This is a genomic window from Amycolatopsis sp. QT-25 (assembly GCF_029369745.1).
Taxonomy (GTDB): domain Bacteria; phylum Actinomycetota; class Actinomycetes; order Mycobacteriales; family Pseudonocardiaceae; genus Amycolatopsis.
The window spans coordinates 5,541,490-5,562,363 of sequence record NZ_CP120210.1; the positions used below are offsets into that span (position 1 = coordinate 5,541,490).

At 69.5% G+C, this 20,874-nt stretch carries 22 protein-coding genes; 11 read left to right on the forward strand and 11 right to left on the reverse strand.

Translation table 11 applies throughout. The features are described 5' to 3' along the window. Window positions 1-56: 56 nt before the first annotated feature. Complete coding sequence (locus P3102_RS25625) at window positions 57-683, forward strand: TetR/AcrR family transcriptional regulator (RefSeq protein WP_276362410.1); 627 nt, start codon at window positions 57-59, stop codon at window positions 681-683. On the opposite strand, the gene P3102_RS25630 is transcribed toward P3102_RS25625, so the two are convergent. After that, the gene (locus tag P3102_RS25630; RefSeq protein ID WP_276362412.1) at window positions 673-1,623 is read right to left on the reverse strand and encodes a hypothetical protein; all 951 of its coding nucleotides are present in this window, start codon (window positions 1,621-1,623) and stop codon (window positions 673-675) included. The two genes, P3102_RS25625 and P3102_RS25630, sit on opposite strands and share 11 nt — an antisense overlap. Before the next feature lie 262 nt (window positions 1,624-1,885). Between P3102_RS25630 and P3102_RS25635 the strand changes: the two genes are divergently transcribed. Beyond that, a complete protein-coding gene (locus P3102_RS25635) occupies window positions 1,886-2,755 on the forward strand; it encodes a hypothetical protein (RefSeq protein WP_276362413.1) in 870 nt (289 codons plus the stop codon). A gap of 66 nt (window positions 2,756-2,821) precedes the next feature. Here P3102_RS25635 and P3102_RS25640 read toward each other — a convergent pair whose 3' ends face one another. Both P3102_RS25640 and P3102_RS25645 read right to left on the reverse strand, forming a co-directional pair. Further along, complete coding sequence (locus P3102_RS25640; RefSeq protein ID WP_276362415.1) at window positions 2,822-3,403, reverse strand: hypothetical protein; 582 nt, start codon at window positions 3,401-3,403, stop codon at window positions 2,822-2,824. 57 nt (window positions 3,404-3,460) lie between these two features. Then, window positions 3,461-3,973 carry a DUF664 domain-containing protein gene (locus P3102_RS25645; protein WP_276362416.1) on the reverse strand — a complete coding sequence of 171 codons (513 nt, stop codon included), beginning with the start codon at window positions 3,971-3,973 and terminating at the stop codon, window positions 3,461-3,463. A gap of 99 nt (window positions 3,974-4,072) precedes the next feature. On the opposite strand from P3102_RS25645, the gene P3102_RS25650 reads away from it, so the two are divergent. Together P3102_RS25650 and recQ are read left to right on the forward strand one after the other, a co-directional pair. Beyond that, entirely contained in the window at window positions 4,073-4,420 is a 348-nt protein-coding gene (locus P3102_RS25650) for a metalloregulator ArsR/SmtB family transcription factor (protein WP_276362418.1), read from the forward strand. A 65-nt stretch (window positions 4,421-4,485) separates the two neighbouring features. Beyond that, entirely contained in the window at window positions 4,486-6,327 is a 1,842-nt protein-coding gene (gene recQ / locus P3102_RS25655; RefSeq protein ID WP_276362420.1) for a DNA helicase RecQ, read from the forward strand. Window positions 6,328-6,340: 13 nt separating this feature from the next. Here recQ and P3102_RS25660 read toward each other — a convergent pair whose 3' ends face one another. Beyond that, on the reverse strand, window positions 6,341-6,559 hold the full coding sequence (locus P3102_RS25660) for an antitoxin (protein ID WP_016335889.1): 219 nt from the start codon (window positions 6,557-6,559) through the stop codon (window positions 6,341-6,343). A 152-nt stretch (window positions 6,560-6,711) separates the two neighbouring features. On the opposite strand from P3102_RS25660, the gene add reads away from it, so the two are divergent. Together add and P3102_RS25670 are read left to right on the forward strand one after the other, a co-directional pair. Continuing rightward, on the forward strand, window positions 6,712-7,686 hold the full coding sequence (gene add, locus P3102_RS25665) for an adenosine deaminase (protein WP_276362426.1): 975 nt from the start codon (window positions 6,712-6,714) through the stop codon (window positions 7,684-7,686). 141 nt (window positions 7,687-7,827) lie between these two features. Next, entirely contained in the window at window positions 7,828-8,655 is an 828-nt protein-coding gene (locus tag P3102_RS25670) for a transglycosylase SLT domain-containing protein (protein ID WP_276362428.1), read from the forward strand. Window positions 8,656-8,675: 20 nt separating this feature from the next. Here the strand turns inward: P3102_RS25670 and P3102_RS25675 are convergent, their stop codons facing one another. From P3102_RS25675 to P3102_RS25685, 3 genes are read right to left on the reverse strand one after another with little or no spacing between them, the layout of a single operon-like run. Further along, window positions 8,676-10,025: a VWA domain-containing protein gene (locus P3102_RS25675; RefSeq protein ID WP_276362429.1), complete on the reverse strand. Its 1,350-nt coding sequence runs from the start codon at window positions 10,023-10,025 to the stop codon at window positions 8,676-8,678. After that, the gene (locus tag P3102_RS25680; protein ID WP_276362431.1) at window positions 10,022-10,903 is read right to left on the reverse strand and encodes a MoxR family ATPase; all 882 of its coding nucleotides are present in this window, start codon (window positions 10,901-10,903) and stop codon (window positions 10,022-10,024) included. The genes P3102_RS25675 and P3102_RS25680 overlap by 4 nt, the downstream gene beginning before the upstream one ends. 21 nt (window positions 10,904-10,924) lie before the next feature. After that, the gene (locus tag P3102_RS25685; RefSeq protein ID WP_276362432.1) at window positions 10,925-12,370 is read right to left on the reverse strand and encodes an MFS transporter; all 1,446 of its coding nucleotides are present in this window, start codon (window positions 12,368-12,370) and stop codon (window positions 10,925-10,927) included. Between the two features lie 62 nt (window positions 12,371-12,432). On the opposite strand from P3102_RS25685, the gene P3102_RS25690 reads away from it, so the two are divergent. Further along, the gene (locus P3102_RS25690) at window positions 12,433-13,413 is read left to right on the forward strand and encodes a YafY family protein (RefSeq protein WP_276362434.1); all 981 of its coding nucleotides are present in this window, start codon (window positions 12,433-12,435) and stop codon (window positions 13,411-13,413) included. Window positions 13,414-13,478: 65 nt separating this feature from the next. On the opposite strand, the gene P3102_RS25695 is transcribed toward P3102_RS25690, so the two are convergent. Both P3102_RS25695 and P3102_RS25700 read right to left on the reverse strand, forming a co-directional pair. After that, on the reverse strand, window positions 13,479-13,787 hold the full coding sequence (locus P3102_RS25695) for a DUF6355 family natural product biosynthesis protein (protein WP_276362435.1): 309 nt from the start codon (window positions 13,785-13,787) through the stop codon (window positions 13,479-13,481). Window positions 13,788-13,978: 191 nt separating this feature from the next. Beyond that, window positions 13,979-14,956, reverse strand: a complete 978-nt coding sequence (locus tag P3102_RS25700) for a helix-turn-helix transcriptional regulator (RefSeq protein ID WP_276362437.1) — start codon at window positions 14,954-14,956, stop codon at window positions 13,979-13,981. A gap of 212 nt (window positions 14,957-15,168) precedes the next feature. On the opposite strand from P3102_RS25700, the gene mgrA reads away from it, so the two are divergent. Then, the gene (gene mgrA / locus P3102_RS25705) at window positions 15,169-16,203 is read left to right on the forward strand and encodes an L-glyceraldehyde 3-phosphate reductase (RefSeq protein ID WP_276362438.1); all 1,035 of its coding nucleotides are present in this window, start codon (window positions 15,169-15,171) and stop codon (window positions 16,201-16,203) included. Window positions 16,204-16,252: 49 nt separating this feature from the next. Next, on the forward strand, window positions 16,253-16,999 hold the full coding sequence (locus P3102_RS25710; protein ID WP_276362440.1) for a class I SAM-dependent methyltransferase: 747 nt from the start codon (window positions 16,253-16,255) through the stop codon (window positions 16,997-16,999). On the opposite strand, the gene P3102_RS25715 is transcribed toward P3102_RS25710, so the two are convergent. Next, window positions 16,986-17,801: an aldo/keto reductase gene (locus tag P3102_RS25715; RefSeq protein ID WP_276362441.1), complete on the reverse strand. Its 816-nt coding sequence runs from the start codon at window positions 17,799-17,801 to the stop codon at window positions 16,986-16,988. The two genes, P3102_RS25710 and P3102_RS25715, sit on opposite strands and share 14 nt — an antisense overlap. 146 nt (window positions 17,802-17,947) lie before the next feature. Continuing rightward, window positions 17,948-18,517, reverse strand: a complete 570-nt coding sequence (sigC, locus tag P3102_RS25720) for an RNA polymerase sigma factor SigC (protein ID WP_276362443.1) — start codon at window positions 18,515-18,517, stop codon at window positions 17,948-17,950. Window positions 18,518-18,575: 58 nt separating this feature from the next. Between sigC and P3102_RS25725 the strand changes: the two genes are divergently transcribed. Together P3102_RS25725 and P3102_RS25730 are read left to right on the forward strand one after the other, a co-directional pair. Then, complete coding sequence (locus tag P3102_RS25725; protein WP_276362444.1) at window positions 18,576-19,304, forward strand: zf-HC2 domain-containing protein; 729 nt, start codon at window positions 18,576-18,578, stop codon at window positions 19,302-19,304. Between the two features lie 208 nt (window positions 19,305-19,512). Further along, window positions 19,513-20,715 (forward strand): ROK family protein, encoded by a 1,203-nt coding sequence (locus tag P3102_RS25730; protein WP_276362445.1) that lies wholly within the window; start codon window positions 19,513-19,515, stop codon window positions 20,713-20,715. The last annotated feature ends 159 nt before the right edge of the window (window positions 20,716-20,874 follow it).

A 20,874-nucleotide genomic window follows, 5' to 3' on the forward strand; every position in this document is an offset into this window, starting at 1 on the left:
AATCCGACGACGTGCTCGTGTCCGGCGGGCACCCGAGACGACGGGACCCGGGAACTGTGACCGACGTGGCGGACCGCAGCGGTGATGAAACCCGCCGGGCGGACAGGTTCGATCAGCGGCGTGCGCAGTTGGCGATGTCGGCGCTGGTCACGTTGTCCGAATTGGGCTACGCGCGCACGAGCCTGCGGGAGATCGCGCAGAACTCGGAGTTCTCCCACGGGGTACTGCACTATTACTTCCGGAACAAGGCCGAGCTGATCACCTACTGCGTCAAGCAGTACAAGGCCGAATGCGTCACCCGGTACGACCGGATGATCGAGACCGCGGAAACCGCCGAAGAACTGAAACTGGCCTTCGGTGCCGCGACGGCGGCCACCCTGCGGGAGAATGCCCGGCTGCACCGGCTCTGGTACGACCTGCGCAACCAGAGCCTGTTCGAGACGCTGTTCCAGGCCGAAGTACTCGCCATCGACGAGACCCTCGAACTGATGATCTGGCGGGTCGTTTCCCGCTATGCGGACCTTCTCGGAAAGCCGACGGACTTCGCCCCGTCCATGACGTACGCGCTTTTCGACGGCCTGTTCCAGCAAGGTCTGCTGAAACACCTCGCCGGCCGGGAAGACGCGGCGAGGTGCCTTCAGCAATCGGTCGAGCAACTGCTGGCGCGGTTGCTCACCACTTGATGGTCGGATACCAGATGACGCCGGTCCGGCCCAGCACGCGCAGATCCCAGTACAGCAGCGTGAACGTGCCGGCGACCAGCAACGCGGCACCGGTCACCACGGCGATCCTGGTGGGCTTCGCGAGCATCCAACGCTGGAGCCGCCCGCCCGTGCCGTGGGTGAGCAGCAGGAACAACAGCGCCATCACCAGGATGTTGCCGACCGACTGGAGGGAGAACGCGGCGGCGCCGTAGAAGATGTTGTGGCTTTCGGCCGCGCTGCGGAACATCATCCGGAACAGCGGGAACGGCCTGCCGATGAGGAATCCGCCGATGAGCGCGCCCATCAGCACGAGCGGTGCCGGCGGGAACCGGCGGGCGAGGCCGGCGATCGGGTTGCGGACGATGCCCACGGACGCCAGGCCCAGCACGATGAACACGATCCCGATCACGCCGTAGACGATCATCGACTGGATGTTCCGCGGCGTGAGCCCGCCCGGCGACGAAACGGTCGAGAACTGCGGCATCCTCGTGCCGACGAGCGCGACGACGACGCCGTAGGCCACGGAGACCGTCAGCATTCCCGCCGCGATCCAGCCCAGCGGCTTCAGGGTGTCGGTGAACTTCGGCCGCCCGGCCGCTCCTCCTCCGACAAGCGGGGCGACGGCGCCGAAGGCGGCGATATTGCACGCGGTGAACGTTCCGGCGAGCCCGGAGACGAACGCGAAAAACGTCCCGGCCAGCACTCCGCCGATCGGGGTCTCTTTGGCGTCGTGCCCGAGGAGGGTGTTGGCCACACTGTCACCGATCACGCTGTCCACAAAGGGCGCGGACCAGATCACCGTCAGCGCGAACCCGACGAGGACGGACCAGAGCACCACCCGCCACCGATGGTCCGGATAAGGCCCCGAGCCGAGGAAATGCGCCTGCGGCGAAACGGGAGCGCGTTCGGTGACGGACATTCGTGCCTCCAGCGGCCGGTGACTTCCCCTGCCGCTCATCGTTGTCGCACCGGACGGTGCGCACCACCTCCAGAATGCCGATCTGTCCTTGGGCCGACCGGCTCCGGGCAATCCGTGTGCCGCGGATAGGCCGAAAGTGGAGCGTGCCCGAATACCACCGAAAAGGTGAAAGCTCGGCTGTCTCGTGGGATCATCGTCGGACGTATGCGGCAGCATGGCCACCTGATCGGGCCTTGACCGGCCACTCACCCTGCGGAGGACGATGGACTTCGACCAGGTCGCGGACGAGCTCTACGCCGGCGATCCGGCCGAGTTCGTATCGGTGCGCAACCAACGGGCGAAAGAGGCCAAAGCGGCGGGTGAAGCCGCCTTGGCCGAACGCATCCGCGCGTTACGAAAGCCCACGCTCGCGGCCACGATCCTCAATCGCCGGGCGGGTTCGCCCGAGCTGGCGGAGCTGGCCAGGCTGGGCGACGATCTGCGCAGGGCGCATTCGGCGCTGGCCGGCGCGGACCTGCGCAAGCTGACCCGGCGGCGTCAGGAACTGGTGAACCGGATCCTTCGGGACGAACGGTCGATGAGCGAGCCCGTCACCCGCGAGGTCGAAGCGACACTCGAGGCCGTCGTGGCCGATCCCGAGGTGGCGGCGCTCGCGCTGGCCGGGCGGCTGAGCAGTGGCGCGGACAGTGCGGGTGACCAGTGGCTGACCAGTGGATTCACCCCGCAACCGAAGCGCAAACCCGCTCCGGAGCGGGAAAAGCCCGCCACCGTGTCGCATTTGGACGATCGGCGGAAGGCGAAACGGGAGGCCGCCGAAAAGGCGGACAAGGAGCGCGCCGCCAAGGCTCGGGAAGAGGCCGAACGCGAAGAAAAACGGCTGGCGGAGTTCAACCGGCTCCGACGCGAGGCGGCCGCTCTCGCGAAGGCCCGCAAGCAGGCCGAGATCGATCTCTCCCGCGCCGAACGCCGGTCCGAAAAAGCCACCGAGAGGGCCGGCGAACTCCGGCGGCGGCTCGCCGACGCCGAACTCGAGGAAGAGGCCGCGCACGGGGAGACCTCGGCCGCGCAGACCGTCTTGGCCGATCTGCGCGCCGAAGCGGAGCGTGTCGACAAAGCGCTCGAACAGTTCTAGCGAAGGTGAGCAAAGAAGCCCGGCCGCAGGAAGCGGGCCGCTCGCGCTCGCCCGGTGAAAGCCACTTCAAGACCGCAGACGTCGCGAAGTGGCTTCCGCGACATGCCTCGGCGTTGCGGTCACCCGGCGTCCATAGGGTGTCTTGCCGCCGGGCTTGTAGACCGACAGCACGGTCATGGTCACGTACATGGTGCTGGACACGATGATCGGGTGGAACCCGTCCACCCGGCGCCCCGCCGCCACGAACAAACCGTCCATAGTGGACTCGGCCGCCGCCGCCAGTTCCCGGATCCCCGGCAACAGGGAGAACAGCGTCAGCCCGGCGGCGGTCAAGGTCAGCACCAGTTTGATCGCGACCCACTTGTAGCGGATCAGCCCCCATTTCGTGCCGACGCCGAGCACGAGCCCGCTGATCAGGGCGGTCAGGCTGACCGGCAGCAGCAGATAGCCGCCGATCTGGTCCATCATCAGGATGGCCGCGTGCTGGCGGCGGGCGTCCTCGGTGTACACGGAGGTGAAGGTCAGGACCGCGTTCACCATGGTGATCCCGAGCCAGCCGAGTGACGAAACGACATGGACGACGAGGACGAGTTTCCGCCACCGCGGGGTGAGCGTCATCGGTGGTCGCCGCACCGTGGAAGTACCCATGTGCCCAGTGTTTCCGCGGGCGGCGTTCCCGTCGTCCGTCGTGGAGCGGCACCTCGCCTACGTATCGCGGAGTACGAGCCCTCGGACGTACGCCGCCTGCCCGGCGTGCTGGAGATCGTCGGAAAGCACGCTGACCAGCCGAACCCCGAGCGTGACGGGCGGATCCCACGCTTCGTCGACGATACGGCCGAGGTCGGCTTCGCCGAGGCTCGCGGCCCAAGCCGTCGTCGCCTCGTGCACCGCGTCGTGGTACCCGGTCAGCAACTCGGAGGAATCGACGCGGACCGCCGCGACGTCCTCGGGCCGATGCCCGTAGCCGATGTCCGACGCCGGGAAGGGCAGCCCGAACCGGCCCAGCCAGTCCTGCGCGGTCCAGAGCTGCTCGGTGCCCATCAGGCCGGCCAGGTGATCGTCCTGCACCCTGGTCAGATGCCAGACCAGCCAGGCGATCGTGTTCGCGCCCGGAGCCGGGCTCTCGCTCAGCTGGTCGGCGCTCAATCCCTCGACGGCGCCGTGCACGACCTCCTGGACGCGGCCGAACCCGTCGGTCACCACTTCGGCCAGTCTCACCGAATCCCCTTCCCGCGTCTTCCGCCCACGATGCCACCGCAAGGTGACCCTTGCCTTGCAACCTTGACTTATATAAGCCCCGGCCTTGATAGTTGCCCGATGCACGCCTTCGACGTCCTGGGGGACCCGGTGCGCCGCCGGATCCTGGAACTGCTCGCGGGCGGGGAACAGAGCTCCGGCGACGTGACCACGGTGGTGCGCGCCGAGTTCGGCATCTCCCAGCCCGCGGTCTCCCAGCATCTGCGCGTCCTGCGCGAGAACGGCTTCACCACCGTCCGCGCCGAGGGCGCGCGGCGGCTGTACTCGGTGGATCCGGGCCCGCTCAAGGAGATCGACGGCTGGCTGGAACAGTATCGGCGCTTCTGGACCGGGCCGCTCGACGCGCTCGCCACCGAGATCGCCCGCGGCCGCCGTGAACGCCGGAAGGCCGCCGAAGGAAGCGATTAGGGTCGTCCCACGCGCAAGTCGTGGGGGCGCGTCGACTGTCGGACCCCGCCCCTAGAATCGTCCGGGTGGCAGCCCCCGACATCGGTAGCTCGGAAGTCTCGGAAGCTCTTGAAACGCTGAACCGCGTCTTCGGTTACGACGACTTCCGCGGCGACCAGCACGCCATCGTCGAACACGTCATCGCAGGCGGTGACGCGCTCGTCCTCATGCCCACCGGCGGCGGCAAGTCACTGTGCTACCAGATTCCCGCGCTGGTCCGGCCGGGTGTCGGGGTGGTGATCTCACCGCTGATCGCGTTGATGCAGGACCAGGTCGACGCGCTGCGCAACCTCGGCGTGCGCGCGGGGTTCCTGAACTCGACGCAGGACTACGCCGAGCGCAACGAGGTCGAGGCCGCCTTCCTCGCCGGCGAGCTGGACCTGCTGTACCTGGCACCGGAACGCCTTTCGGTCGAAGCCACCGTGCGCCTGCTCGATCGCGGCAAGATCTCGTTGTTCGCGATCGACGAGGCGCACTGCGTCTCGCAGTGGGGGCACGATTTCCGGCCCGACTACCTGATGCTGTCCGCGGTGCACGAGCGCTGGCCGGACGTGCCGAGGATCGCGCTCACCGCCACCGCCACCAAGACCACGCACGCCGAGATCGCGTCTCGGCTCAACCTGGAGGACGCGCGGCATTTCGTCGCGAGCTTCGACCGGCCGAACATCCAGTACCGGATCGTCGGCAAGAACTCGCCACAGCGGCAGTTGCTGGAACTGTTGCGCACCGAGCACGAGGGCGACGCGGGCATCGTCTACTGCCTGTCGCGGAACTCGGTGGAGAAGACCGCGGATTTCCTGGTCGAGAACGGGATTCCGGCGGTGCCCTATCACGCCGGGCTGGACGCGCGGACGCGCGCGAAGCACCAGTCGAGGTTCCTGCGTGAGGACGGGCTGATCGTCGTCGCGACGATCGCGTTCGGCATGGGCATCGACAAACCGGACGTGCGGTTCGTCGCGCACCTGGACCTGCCGAAGTCCGTCGAGGGCTACTACCAGGAGACCGGTCGCGCGGGCCGCGACGGGCTGCCGTCGACGGCATGGCTGGCGTACGGCCTCCAGGACGTCGTGCAGCAGCGCAAGATGATCGACATGTCGGAGGGGTCCGAGGCGCACAAGCGGCAGTTGAGCGCCCACCTCAACGCGATGCTGGCGCTGTGCGAGACGGTCGAATGCCGTCGCGTGCAGGTGCTGAACTACTTCGGGCAGCAAAGCGCGCCGTGCGGCAACTGCGACACCTGCCTGGCGCCGCCGGAGACCTGGGACGGCACGATTCCGGCGCAGAAACTCCTTTCCACCATCGTCCGGCTGCAGAACGAGCGGCGGCAGAAGTTCGGTGCCGGCCAGATCATCGACATCCTGCTCGGCAAGTCGACCCCGAAGGTGACGCAGCATCGGCACGACTCGCTGAAGGTGTTCGGGATCGGCACCGAACTGAAGGAGCCCGAGTGGCGGGCCGTGGTGCGGCAGCTACTGGCCCAGGGGCTCGCGGCGGTCGAAGGCGACTACGGCTCGCTCGTGCTGACCGAGGGCAGTGCCGAGGTGCTGAACGGGCAGCGCAAGGTCCAGCTGCGGCGTGAGCCGGAGCGGGCGGCCAAGGCCGCGGCCCGGTCCGGCGCGAAGAAGGCCGCGGCCGCCGACATGCCCGCCGAGGCGGCGCCGGTGTTCGAACTGCTGCGGTCGTGGCGAGCCGCGGCGGCGAAGGAACAGGGAGTGCCCGCGTACGTGATCTTCCACGACGCGACCCTGCGCCAGATCGCCACCAAACGGCCCGCCACGCTGCAGGAGCTGGGTTCGGTCAGCGGCGTCGGCGAGAACAAGCTGGCCAAGTACGGCGAGCAGATCCTCGAGACACTCGCCGAGGCCTAGTCGCTGCCCGGCCTCAGTGCTCGTACGGCCGGCGCGGCGGCCGTCCGGTCATCCCGTCGACCTTGCGTACCGCGCCGTCGATCTGGCTGTGGTACTTGCCCTTCGTCTTGTGGTCGACGAAGGTCGCGGCCTTGTTCACGACCTTCGAGACCTTCTCCGGGTTCTTCCGCACGTAGGCGCGCACGGCCCCGGCGGTGCCGGCCAGGGCGGTCAACTTCCGCAGTAGAGGCACTGTGGTCCCTTTCCTCGGGGTCGTCTGGTTGTTCTGCTCAACGACCGGTGGTGCCCCCTGGGTTCCCCGCGGCGGGCCGAATCACTCATCCCGGATCCGGCGGACCGAAAACAGGACGCGCGACGCGGGCCGGGGCCGCTAGGTTCAGGCCCATGCGTGAGCTTTCGCTGCTGCCCAAGGTCCAGCTGCACGTCCACCTCGAAAGCACGATCCGGCCGGACACGCTGCGTGACCTCGGCGCGGTGAACGGCATCGCCGTACCCGCGGAACACCCCGTGTTCGACGGGTTCCGCGCGTTCGGTGACTACAACGCGCTGTTGCGGTCCTGTCTCCAGCGACCGGAGGACTTCGAACGGGTGGCGCGCGAGTTCTGCGAGGATCAGGTCGCGGACGGGGTTCGCTACGCCGAGGTCACCTTCACGGCGGCTTCACACGGCGAACGGCTGGGCGAGCCGGACATGCCGCTGGCATCCGTCCTCAAAGGACTCTCGGCGGGGGCGGCCGAGTACGGGCTCCACTGGCGGGTGCTCCTGGACCACTCACGCCGCCGGTCGGTCGAACGCGCCCGGCTCACCCTCGATCTCGCCCGGCGATACGCCCCGGACGGGGTGTTCGCGATCGGCCTCGCCGGGGAGGAGAAGTATCCGCTGGCGCCGTTCGCCGGCATCTGCGACGAGGCCGAGAAGGCGGGGCTGCGCCTGATCCACCACGCCGGCGAGGACGCCGGACCGGCCAGCATCCGCGAGGCACTCGAGGTCGGCCACAGCGAGCGGATCGGTCACGGCATCCGGATCCTGGAGGACGTCGCGCTGGTCGCCGAGGTGCGGGAACGCGGGATCGCGCTGGAGGTCTGCCCGTCGTCGAACGTGACGCTCGGGCTGGTGCCGTCGTTCGAAGAGCACCCGCTCCCCCGGCTGGTCGACGCCGGGCTCGTGGTCACGCTCAGCACCGACGTCCCGTCGATCACCGGGACCACGCTGACCGACGAGTTCCTGCGCACTCGCGAGGCGTTCGCCTACGACGACCTCGCGCTCGCCGGACTCGCCCGGGCGTCCGTCGACGCGTCCTTCGCCCCCGCCGAACTCAAGCGTTCGATCCACCAGGAGATCGACGCGTGGCTCTCCTGACCCACCCGCAATTCGTCACCTACTTGCGGCAGTCGCGCCGGCGTGAAGGGTCAAGTAGGTGACGAATTGCGGGGCGTGGGCCGGATCACCCGGACGGCGGGCCATACAAGTTCTCCACAACCGTCACGTACCGTGGAACCGGTGACCGCTTCGTCCTCTTCGGCACTTGACCTCATGGACCAGTGGCAACCGCCGCCCAAGAGGCGCGGCCCGCGCGGCTGCGTGATGATCGCGCTGCTGGTCGTGGGCGCCTTGGTGGCCGGCGCCGTATGGGTCGTGGTCAGCCTCACCGACCGCGAGCCGGTACCGGTCAAACCGGTCTTCGTCGTTCCCGCGCTCAAGCCCGCCCCGCGGTCGGCGATCCCCGGCGACGCCGGACCGCTGCCCGCGGAGCCCGCGAAGGACGCTTGGATCGCGAAGGTATCGGAGAACACGGACATCCCTCCGCGCACGCTGCGGGCATACGTGAACGCGGCCGAGAAGACCGCGAAGACCACGCCACGCTGCGGAATCACCTGGGCGACCATCGCGGGGATCGGCCGGACCGAGTCCCGGCACGCCCGGCACGACGGCTCCCGCGCCGGTGAGGACGGCGTCGTGACGCCGCCGATCATCGGTATCCCACTCGACGGCTCCCCTGGTGTGCTCGCGATCGTCGACACCGACAAGGGCGCCCTCGACGGTGACCCGAAGTGGGATCGCGCGGTCGGGCCGATGCAGTTCCTGCCCGCCACCTGGAAGCGGTACGGCGTCCGCGCGAGCGGTGACGGCGCCGGGCCGGATCCGCAGAACATCGACGACGCCGCGCTGACGACCGCTCGGTACCTGTGCGCGCGAGGCGGCGACCTCGGCGCGGCCGCCGGCTGGTGGTCCGCTGTGCTGACCTACAACAACTCCGCCGCGTACGGGCAGGAAGTGTTCAGCAACGCCGACGCCTACGGGAAGGCCGCGCTCAACCCGCGCAACTAGGTGACTGATCGCGTGCGGTTCTAGGCGGGCAAGAGGCGCGTCACCAGCCGCGTCAGCTGATGCACGTTCCGGCACTCGTGCATCTCGACGACCTCCGCGTACGCGTGCGCCTCGGAATCCCCGGTGGACCACAACGCCGTCCGCTCGGGGTTGAGCCAGTACGTATGCCTCGCCGCGGCGGCGATCCCGCGCACCGCCGCCAGGTTCGGGTCCCCGCCGTTGGTCCTGGCGTCCCCGAGGATGAGCACGGATGTCTTGGGCCCCACGGCGGCCGAGTACCGCTCGGCGAACTCGCCGAGCGCGTGGCCGTAATCGCTGTGCCCGTCCCAGCGGGTCAATTCCGCGTCGGCGAGGATGCGGGCGCCGAGGTCTTCCGGATCGGCGGCGCCGGTGTCGACGAGATGGGTGATCTCGTCGCACGCGTCGATGAACGCGAACACGCGCACCTTGCCGAACTGATCACGCAAGGCCTGCACCAGCAGCATGGTGAAGTTCGCGAAACCGGCCACCGAGCCCGACATGTCGCACAGCAGCACGATTTCCGGTCTTCCCGGGCGGTGCCGCCGGTACGACGGCCGCATCGGGACACCTCCGGTGGACAGCGAGCGCCGCAGTGTCCGGCGCAGGTCGATCTGCCCGCGCGCGTGCCGCCGTCGCCGGGCGGCCAGCCGGGTGGCGAGCTTGCGGGACAGCGGTTGCACGACTCGGCGCAGCTCGGCGAGTTGCGCGCGGCTGGCGAGCAGGAAGTCGACGCGGTCGGCCGCGGGCGGGACGGCATGCCGCGAAACCCGTTCCCTGCCCCGGATTTCCGCCACCCGGCGGCGTGCTTCGGTGCGGACGAGTCCGCGGAAGCCTTCCACCCGGCGGCGGACGTCGTCGCGGTCCAGTCTGTCGGTGAAATCGTTCGAAGCCCCCGCACGGATCGCTTCGAGCACGCGCACCACGAGGGTCTGCGGCTGGAGCCGTTCCAGGGTCTGGTGCGCCGACCAGCCGCCGGTGCCCGCCGTGCCGCCGTACTCCCCCAGCATGTCGACGGCGAGCCCGGCCAACTGTGTCAGTTCCGTCCGGTCGTTCGCGGTAAGCGCGGCGGCGAGCCGATCCCTCAGCGCCGCCAGGTCTTCGACGGGCTCCTGCGAGGGCGCGCCGACACCGAGCGGGAAGTAGATGTCGAACGTCGCGTCGAACACCGCGCGCTGACCGCCGCGCCGGACCAGCGCCGCCGCGAGCCCTTCCCGCAGCTGCTCACGGGAGGCCAGGCCCAGCACCTCGAGTGCCGCGGCGGCGTCGACCGTCTCGCTGGGACCCGCCGGGATCCCGTGCTCCCGCAACGCTTCCACGAACTCGACGAGCCTGCCCGGCACGCCGCTCACGAGTCGAGGACCTTGCCGAGTTCCAGCCGCGCGCCCGCCTTCACGACGTCTTCCTGGTGTTTGAGGATGACGCCGAGACTCGCGCGAACGACGTCCTCGCCGAGGCTGTCCGCGCCGAGCGCCAGCAGGGTGCGGGCCCAGTCGATGGTCTCCGCGACCGACGGTGCCTTCCGCAGTTCCATCGCCCGCAGGGCGGTGATCACCTTGACCACGGACGCGGCGAGCGCGTCGTCGACGCCCGGCACCTTGAGCCGCACGATGCGCTGTTCCAGTGCCGCGTCGGGGAAATCGATGTGCAGGAACAGGCAGCGCCGTCGCAGCGCCTCGGAAAGTTCGCGCGTCGCGTTGGAGGTCAGCACCACGAACGGTGGGCGCCCGGCGGTGATCGTGCCGAGTTCCGGGACGGTGATCTGGAAGTCGCCGAGAACCTCCAGCAGCAGCCCTTCGATCTCGGCGTCGGCCTTGTCGGTCTCGTCGATGAGCAGGACGGTCGGCTCGTCACCCTTGATGGCCGTCAGCAGCGGCCTGGCCAGCAGGAACTCTTCACCGAAGATGTCGTTGCGGGCTTCGTCCCACGTCTCGTCCTTGCCGGCGGTGATCCGGAGAAGCTGCTTCGCGTGGTTCCACTCGTACAGCGCTCGCGACTCGTCCACACCTTCGTAGCACTGCAACCGCACGAGGCGGGAGCCGCTCGCCTGCGCGACCGCCTTCGCCAGTTCGGTCTTGCCGACGCCCGCGGGGCCCTCGACCAGCAACGGCTTGCCGAGGGCGTCCGCGAGGAACACCGTGGTGGCGACGGCCGCGGAGGCCAGGTAGCCGGTGTCGGCGAGCTTCGCCGTCACGTCTTCGACGGAGGTGAAGTATCCGGTCCCAGCCACGCGGCCTCCCAGCTCGATCGCCTACCCGGCCGACTCTACGTCGCGGATCCGCTCGGGCAGCAGGAATCCGACCGCGAACGTGAGCATCACCATCACCGCGACCACCCAGAACGTCCGCTGGGCGGCGTCGGTCGGGTCGGCGGTCCCGGCGTCGAAGAACACCGTGCCCAGCAACGCCATCCCCAGCGCGCCGCCGACCTGCTGGAGCGACGTCAGCGCACCCGACGCCGACCCGGCCTCCGACGGCTCCACTCCGGACAGCGCGATCTCGAAGTACGGCCCCATGATCAGCCCGGAGCCGATCCCGACCACCAGCAACGCGGGGGCGAGCAGCCACGGACCGGTTTCCGGGCCGAGGAGCAGCAGCAACGCGACCACGCCCGCGGCCATGATCAGCGCGCCGGTGTGCAGCACCTTGCGGCCGTGCTTGCGCACCACCTGCACCAGGCCCATCCCGACGATCATCCCCAGCGACATCGGCACGCCGGTCAGTCCGGCCTCGAGCGGCGAGAAACCGAGCCCGAGCTGCAGGTACAACGTGAAGACGAGACCGAAGCCGGAGAACGCCGCGAAGTAGATCGTCCCGGTCGCCATCCCGGCGAGGAAGCTGCGCTTGCGGAACAGGCCGGGCTCCACCAGCGGGTCGCCACCGCGACCGCTCTTGCGCTTCTCGAACCAGGCGAAGACGCCGAAGACCACGACCGCGGCGGCCATCATCGCGAACGTCCACAGCGGCCAGCCGTACTCGCGGCCCTGCACCAGCGGGAAGACGATCAGCAGCGCGCCGGTCGTGGCGAGCAACGCGCCGGGGATGTCGAGTTTGAGCGAGGCGCCCGGCCGGCCGGCGGGCAGGAACTTCACCGCGGCCAGCACGGCCAGCGCGCCGATCGGGAGGTTGATCAGGAAGATCATCCGCCAGCCGGTGCCGAAGAGGTCGGCGTCGACCAGCCAGCCCGCGAGGATCGGGCCGCCGACCGCGGCGAGCCCCATCACCGGGCCGAACATGCCGAACGCGGACTGGAGCTCTTTCCCGGTGAACATCTCCTTCATCATGCCGAGGCCCTGCGGGATCATCGCGGCACCGAACAGGCCCTGCACCACCCTGGCGGCGATGATCGTCTCGGGGCTCACCGCGATCGCGCAGAGCAACGAGCCGGCGACGAAGCCGGCCGCGCCGATCAGGAACATGCGCTTGCGGCCGAAGATGTCACCGAGCCGTCCACCGGTGAGCAGGCCGGACACCATCGCGAGGGTGTAGGCGACACCGAGCCACTGGATCATCGCCGTGCCACCGCCGAGCGAGGCCCGCATGACCGGTCCGGCGATGCTCGTGACCGTCATGTCGAGCAGTTCCATCACCGAGCCGGTCATGATCACGAACAGCGCGGGCCAGCGCCAGCGGTACGGCTTGTCCGAGAGGGTGTCTTCCGAGGTCACGCCGCTCGGGGTGTCCAGTGTCATCGTCATGGGAACAACGCTAAAGTCAATTCCGGCCACTTTTTGACCGGAATCGGAGCGAACCTGGATTCATGGCGAATACGAGCGCGCGGATGCTGCGGCTGCTGTCCCTGCTGCAGACGCATCGCTTCTGGTCGGGGACCGAACTGAGCGACAAGCTCGAAGTGAGCGAGCGGACCCTGCGGCGCGACGTCGAACGGCTGCGCGAGCTGGGCTATCCGGTCAACGCGAGCCGCGGCGTCGCGGGCGGCTACCAGCTGCGATCGGGCACGGTCATGCCGCCGCTGCTGCTGGACGACGAGGAGGCCGTGGCGATCGCGGTCGGCCTGCGGACGGCGGCGGGCGGTTCGGTCGAGGGCATCGAGGAGACCTCGGTCCGGGCGCTGACGAAGGTCGTCCAGGTGATGCCGCCTCGGCTGCGCAGGCGTGTCGACGCGCTCCAGGCGTACACGACGCCGGCCGCCGTCACGGGCCCTCGCGTCAGCGCGGCCAGCCTGACGGTGATCGCGCAGGCGTGCCGCGACGACGAGCGGTTGAAGTTCGACTACGCGGCACGCGGTGGCGAGGAGTCCGCCCGGCTGGTCGAGCCGCACCGGCTCGTCTCACTCGGACGGCGCTGGTACCTGGTGGCGTGGGACCTCGACCGGGTGGACTGGCGCACTTTCCGCGTCGACCGGCTCACCGATCCGCGCCCCACCGGCGCCCGCTACCGGCCACGGGAGATTCCCGGCGGAGACGCGGTCGAGTTCGTCGAAACCCAGCTCAAGGCCAGGCCGACCACGCACGAACTGGTGGTCCGGGTCGAGGCGCCGAAGGCGCGGGTCGAGGCGGCCGTGCGGTACCTCGGCGGCGCGCTCGTGGCGCTCGACGAGACCTCGTGCCGTCTGACGATGAACGTCGACACCTTCGACTGGCCCGTTCTCATCCTCGCCGCCATCGGGGCGCCCTTCGAGGTCGAGCGCCCTTCGGCGTTCAAAGATCACTTGGGCGCGGTCGCCACCCTCTTCTCCCGCGCCGCCGGCGGCGATGACGAAAGTGGCGGTGAAGGGTGAGCACCCTTCACCGCCACCGGTGATCGACAAAGCCCTGTCCGGACGCGCCGTGGTGGCGCGTCAGGTCAGCAGAGTCCCGTGTACCAGGCGTTGTCGGCGTTGTAGCCGAGCTTGGTGATGCCCGGCGTGACGCAGAGGTCCTCGTCGCCGCCGACGTTGTAGGTGACGTGGATGGTGATGTTGGTCTGGCCGCAGTGGTTGTAGTAGCTCAGCAGGCCCTGCTCGTAGTAGCCGCACACGGCCATGGTCCCCAGGTCACCCTGGGGAGTGGCCTCCGCGGCGGACGCGGTCGTGGCGGCACCGAACATGAGCGCACCCGCCGAGGCGGCGACCGACGCGGCGACGGCGGCCCTGGTGGCGATCTGCTTCAACATGACTGTTCCCTCCAGATTGGTTTTCCCGAGTCCGAGCAATTCCGGAAAGGTCCTTTCCCAATGGGCGGAGCGGGGACTATTCCGCTCATCCGGAAGGGGGTCGGTATTTCGCGAGTTCCGGTCGGACCTCTCAAAACTTATGAATTCGGCCCGCGAGTGACAAGCCCTTTCACGGCTGCCTGAAACCGTGATCACGGCCGGAGCAACGCGGAACCTCTTTGCGAGATCCGGTGCACCGCGGCACCGTTCGTCCGCGCCGTTTGCACCAGGCCGGCGTTGCGCAGCACGGTCGTGTGCTGGCTGGCGCCCGCGAGGGAGATGCCCAGCAGGTTGGCGAGATCCGTGGTGTTGACCTGCGGCAGATCGGCGATCGTCCGCAGCACGGTCGCCCTGGTCCGGCCGAGCAGGGCGGTCAGCGAGCGGGCACGGACGGCCTCGTCGTCCGCGCTCTCCGCCCACCATGGCGACCGCTCGACCGGGTAGACGAGCATGGGTGTGGCCGTGTCGTCGGAGAGCGTGGTGATCGGGCTGCCCCAGCAGAAGAACGACGGCACCAAGACGAGACCACGGCCGTCGAGGTACAGATCCTGTTCGACCGGGTAGTCGACCTCGAGCACGGGTGGCCGCCACCGGACGGCGGGGTGCAGCCCGGCCAGCACGGCCTCGAAGCCGATGGAGGTGACGACGTCCGCCCTGCTCCGCCGGTCCAGCTCGACGTGGTGGCGGATACCCGACCAGAACGGCTCGATCGCCTCGCGGTGGTAGACCCGCAACGCGGTGGCCACTCGTCTCAGCGACTCCACCTCGCCGTCGGCGATCTCGGCCACCCAGGTGGGCAGCGCCCGGTGCCGGGCGAGCTCGGCGATATCGGACTTCAGCCTGGCCCTCGTGGTGCCGAGGAGCAGGTCGAGACCGGTCTCCAGATCGGGGACGGCGCCGGACGGGGTGAGGAAGTCCGGCGAGTAACCGGTGGGTCTGGCCAGGGCGGTGAGCAGTCCCGTGGCCGACGGCAGCCGCGGCCGCAGCTTCCGCCGCCAGCCACCGAAGACGGGCTGGTCCTGTCTGGTCTGGACCAGGTGCAGACTCAGCAGGATCTCCCACATCCGATGCGGTTCGGCCAGTAGCCGGACCCGGAGCAGATCTTCCGTGGAAAAGTATATGCGCAGCATTAATGGAACCCCCAGTTCGTTCCCTTACCCTCGCAGGATAGCTCCTTTTCCTCGCCCGGCCACCCACCCATTCCGGTATTGAGCCGTCATTTCGAGCCGGTTCGAACTGACGGTTCGGTTGGCCTCCCGCCCCACCGGGAATACGCATCCGAGACGCCGAGAAGTGAGATGTCACATTCGACGGCGCGCTTCCGGGGGCTAGCATCGGGCCGGTGAGCACCTATGTCGCGGCCGAGGGCCGATACGAGAGCATCCCCTACCGCCGTACCGGACGCAGCGGTCTGAAGCTGCCCGCGATCTCGCTGGGCCTGTGGCACAACTTCGGCGACGACAAGCCGCTGGGCACGCAGCGGGACATCGCGCGGCGCGCGTTCGACCTGGGCATCACCCACTTCGACCTCGCCAACAACTACGGTCCGCCCTACGGTTCGGCCGAGGAGAACTTCGGCAGGCTGCTGGCCTCGGACTTCAAGCCCTACCGGGACGAACTGGTCGTTTCGACCAAGGCGGGCTACGACATGTGGCCCGGCCCGTACGGCGAATGGGGTTCGCGCAAGTACCTTCTGTCCTCTTTGGACCAGTCGCTCGGCCGGATGGGCCTGGACTACGTCGACATCTTCTACTCGCACCGGTTCGACCCCGAGACGCCGCTCGAAGAGACCGTCGGCGCGCTCGACACCGCGGTCTGCTCCGGACGCGCGCTGTACGTCGGCATCTCGTCGTACTCGGCGGAGAAGACCGCCGAGGCCGCGCGGCTCCTGCGCGCACTGGGCACCCCGCTGCTGATCCACCAGCCGTCGTACTCGATGGTCAACCGCTGGCTCGAAGGCGACGGACTGCTCGACACCCTCGAAGCCGAAGGCGCGGGCTGCATCGCCTTTTCGCCACTGGCCCAGGGGCTGCTGACCAACCGTTACCTCGACGGTGTCCCGGAGAATTCCCGCGCGGCACAAGGGAAGTCGCTCGATCCGGACACGATCACCGAGAACACCCTCGGCAAGGTCCGGGCGCTGAACGAGATCGCCCAGCGGCGCGGGCAGACGCTGGCGCAGCTCGCGCTCGCGTGGGGCCTGCGTGACCCGCGGATGACGTCGGTGCTGATCGGCGCGAGCAGCGTCGCCCAGCTGGAGGACAACGTCGGCGCGCTGAAGAACCTGCACTTCACCAACGAAGAGCTGGCCGAGATCGACCGCTACGCCACCGAGGCCGACATCAACCTCTGGAAGCGCTCGACCGACGGCGGATGACACCCGGAATCGCGTTGCCCCACCCGGGCGGGGAGCCGAGACTGCGGACATGACTTTCGAAGAGCTGCTCGCCGAAGGAGAGGCCGTCCCGGTCGAAGGCTGGGACTTCTCGTGGTTCGAGGGCCGGGCCACCGAGGAACGGCCGCCGTGGCGCTACTCGCGGCTGCTCGGGGAGCGGATGGCGGCCGCCGCCGCCGGGCTGGACCTGCAGACCGGCGGCGGCGAGGTGCTCGCGGGCATCCCGCAACCGCCGCCGGTCCTCGTCGCCACCGAAGGCTGGCCGCCGAACGTCGAGATCGCCAGGAAGACCCTCGCGCCCCTGGGCGGGGAAGTGGTCGAGGCCGAGTACGACGCGCCTTTGCCTTTCCCGGACGAATCCTTCGATCTGGTGAGCAGCCGTCATCCGATCGGGAACCCGTGGCGGGAGATCGCCCGAGTCCTGCGCCCGGGCGGGACCTTCCTGTCGCAGCAGATCGGCGCCGGCACCGTGCGGGAGCTCAAGGAGTTCTTCCTCGGTCCGCAGGACTACGGCGACTGGACGCCCGACGTGCTGCGCGTCGAAGCGGAAGCCGTCGGGCTGCGGGTCGAGCGGCTCGAACCGGCGAAACCGCGGATGGAGTTCTTCGACCTCGCCGCGGTGGTGCACTTCCTGCGGAAGGTGATCTGGATCGTGCCGGGCTTCGAGGTGGGGACGTACCGCGACAAGCTCGTGGAACTGCACCGGATCATCGAGACCGACGGGAAGTTCGTCGCGCATTCGCGGCGGGTGCTCGTGGAGGCCGTCAAACCTTCGTGAGCCGCTCCAGCTGCTCCCCGCTCAACTCGACCTTCGCCGCGGCGAAGTTCTCTTCCAGGTGCGCGATGCTCGCCGTCCCCGGGATTGGCAGGATCACCGGCGACCGGGCGAGCAGCCACGCGAGCCCGACCTGCGCCGTGGTCACCCCCAGCTCCGCGGCGACGGCGGTGAGCCCGGAACCCGCCTCGGACGCGGCGCCGAGCACCGGACGCCAAGGCAGGAAAGCGATCCCGGCCGCGTCGCAGGCGTCCAGCACCGCTTCGTGCGAACGGTCCAAGAGGCTGTAGCGGTTCTGCACGCTCGCGATGTCCACGATCTCCCGTGCCCGCGCGAGTTCGTCCACGGTGACCTCGGACAGCCCGATCCGGCCGATCTTGCCCTCGTCCCGCAGGTCCCGCAGCGCGCCGAGCTGATCGGCCAGCGGGGTCTCCGGGTCGAGGCGGTGCAGTTGCAGCAGCTCGATCCGTTCGACACGCAGCCGTCGCAGCCCCTCGTCGACCTGCGTCCGCAGCGATTCCGGCCGTGCGTCGTACTTCCCGTCGTCCCCGGCCCGCACGACACCGACCTTCGTGGTGACCACCAGGTCGTCCGGGTACGGGTACAGCGCTTCCGCGAGCAGTTCCTCGTTGGCTCCCCAGCCGTACAGGTGCGCGGTGTCGATCAGCGTGATGCCGAGCTCCACGGCCCTGCGCGCCAAGGCGATGGACGCCTCACGCGCGGGACCGGCTTCGGTCGGCAGGCGCATGGCGCCGAAACCGAGGCGGTGCACGGTCAAATCCCCGCCGATGGCGAATTCGTTCATACGGGAAACCTAGCGCAGCGGATCCCCCGGCGAGGGCGAACGCGAGGTGTCCGGGACCATGTGCGGCGCGCGACGCAACGCCGCAATTCGTCACCTGGTTGCGGTAGTCGGCAGCGCGAACTACCGCAACCAGATGACGAATTGCGTCAGATGGAGTCGCGCTCCCGGCCCGCTTCGAGCAGGTCTTCGCGGGCGCGGGCGATACGCGAGCGCACGGTGCCGACCGGGCAACCGCAGATCTCGGCCGCCTCGGCGTAGGAAAGCCCCAGCACCTGGGTGAGGACGAGGACCTCGCGCCGCTCCGGGTCGAGCCCGTCGAGCAGCATCCGCAGCTCCACCAGGTCTTCGAACCCCGCGACGCTCTCCGCCTGTCGAGCGCCGCGACGCTCGACGGTGGCCTCCCAGTCGACATCGGCGAGCTTCGGACGCGCCGAAGCCGCCCGGATGCGGTCGACGACCACCCGCCGCGCGATCGACAGGAGCCAGGTCCGCGAGGAGGACCGGCCGGCGAACCGGCGCAGGCTGCCGAACGCGCGCAGGTACGTCTCCTGGGTGAGATCGTCGGCGGCACCGACGTCGGCGAGGTGCGCCACGAAGCGCCAGACGTCCGCCTGGGTGGCACGCACCCAGTCTTCGAGGGCCCGCCGGTCACCGCGGGCGGCGGCGAGGGCGAGCGCGGTCACCCGCTCGTCGTCGTGGTTGCGCGGCCCGGCCATACGAGAAACGTAGCAGCGTCCCGGGAACCGGGGCAGTCCCGCGCCCGACAAGTGAGGCGTGAAGTGCGAGACCTGCCGCGAGGCCCTGTCGGCCCGGCTCGACGGCGAAACCGAACCCACCCCGCCCGAGGTGGCGGACCGGCACGTGGCGGGCTGCGCCGCCTGCCGGTCGTGGCTCTCGCGCGCCGAGCGGCTGCACCGCACGATGCTGCTGCGGCCCGCTCCGCCGGTCCCGGACCTCACCGCCGTCATCCTCGAACGCACCCCCGCCCCGCCGGACGACGGCTGGGCGGCGAGGATCGCGCTCGCCATGGTCGCGATCGCCCAGCTCGGTCTCGCCTTCGCCCAGCTCCTGGGCGTCGACGACCACGGCGCGGGACACGGCACGGAATCCCTGGTGGGCCACCTTTCCCACGAGAGCAGCGCGTGGAACCTCGCCGTCGGCGTCGGACTCGGCTGGGCGGCCGTCCGCACGAAGGCGGCGGCCGGGCAACTGCCGGCGCTGACCGGTTTCGTCGCGCTCCTCCTGGCGTTGTCGGCGGGCGACCTCGTCACCGGACAGGTCACCGCCGGCCGCGTGCTCACCCACGGGCTGGTGGTCGCCGGAGTGCTTCTGCTCTACGTGGTGAACCGCCGGCACCGTCTGCGCGACCGCCCCAGCCCCGCGACGGCGGCCGACACCCCGGGTTCCCACCTCGCGGAAACGGACCACCGGACCGGCGAGGCCCCCGAACGACCCCGCCAGCACAGGGGATTCCGGCGCCCCGCGAGCCGCCACGTGGCGTGAACCTTCTGGTCTAGACCATTACCGGTCACGGGGAGCGCCTGTTCGGGCACCGGGTGAATCACCGGCTTTTCGCGCGCGGCGTGCGCGATTCGCGGCGCGGACCCGTTTATCGTCTCCGGGAACCACCGAATGTAAACCTTCTTGCCCATCTCGGGCCGGATCCGGATAACTTTGGTGGAACACCTTGGTCCGACAGGAGGCGAAGCTCGTGGTTGGCGCAGAAAGTCCGCCCGTCGGCACCCCCGCCGGGATGCGGAAGATCAATCAGCGCGCCGTGCTGGATCTCCTGCGCCGCAGCGGCCCGGCGACGCGGCCCCAGGTCGCCAAGGACACCGGTCTGTCGAAACCCACGGTGAGCCAAGCGTTACTGGCGCTCGAAGCGGCCGGTCTCGCCAGGGCGACCGGGCACACCTCGACCGGCACCGGCCGATCCGCGGTCCTCTACGAAGCGGATCCCACGGCCGGGTACGTCCTGGGTGTCGACATCGGACGCGAGCATCTCCGCGTCGCCGTCTCGGACCTCGGCCACACCGTGATCGCCCGCCGTGACGAGCGGAATTCCTCTCGTTCGGGCACCGCGCTCGTCAGCGCGGTGGGCGCCCTCGCGGCGGCGACGGTGCGCGAGGCGGGGCTCAGCCAGACCGACATCGTCGTGCGGGTCCTCGGTTCACCCGGTGTCGCGGATCCGGGGAAACGCTGCTTCCGGCACGCGCCGAACCTGCCCGGCTGGGGCAAGGCCGGTCTCCTCGACGAACTCGAGGGCGTGCTCGGCCCGGATCTCATGGTCGAGAACGACGCGAACCTCACCGCCGTCGGCGAATGGGAACGCGGTGCCGCGCGCGGCGCTTCCGTGTTCGGCTGCATCACCATCGGCACCGGCGTCGGCATGGGTGTGATGGTGAACGGCCAGGTCTTCCGCGGCGCGACGGGCGCGGCGGGCGAAATCGGCTACCTGCCCTACGGCCAATCGCACGCGCCGGGCGAGGGCGAGGACGCCCCGCCGGTCCGGGGCCACCTCGAAGAGGCGACGGCGGCACAGTCCGTCGTCCGCGGTGCACGCGAACTCGGCCTCGGCACGGCGAAATCGGCTCGTGAGGTCTTCCGGCTCGCCCGCGACGGCGACGAACTCGCCCTGCGCGCCGTCGAGGCGGAGGCGGACAGGCTCGCGTACACCGTGGCGTCGGTGGCGGCGGTGATCGACCCCGAACTGATCGTGCTCGGCGGCGGGATCGGGACCGCGGCGGACCTGCTGCTCGACCCGATCGACCGCGCGCTGCGCTCGTTCACCCCCCTCGTCCCGGCGGTCGTCCAGGGCGAACTGGGCGACGACGGAGTGCTGACCGGCGCGATCAGCGTCGGCTTGCGTGCCGCGGAGGGCCTGGTCTTCGAACGCAAGGTCGGCGCGGCCTAGGGTTCCGCGCCGGCTCGCACTTCGTGAGCGTGTCGTGGTCGAAGCACAAGCTCGAAGGAGCCTTGCTGGTCAGCCGCGTCCGCCGGTCCCCGAACCGCCGGATCGCGCAGCGCGGCATGTCGCACGTGGTCCGTGCCACCTGCAGAAGCCGAGCGAGCA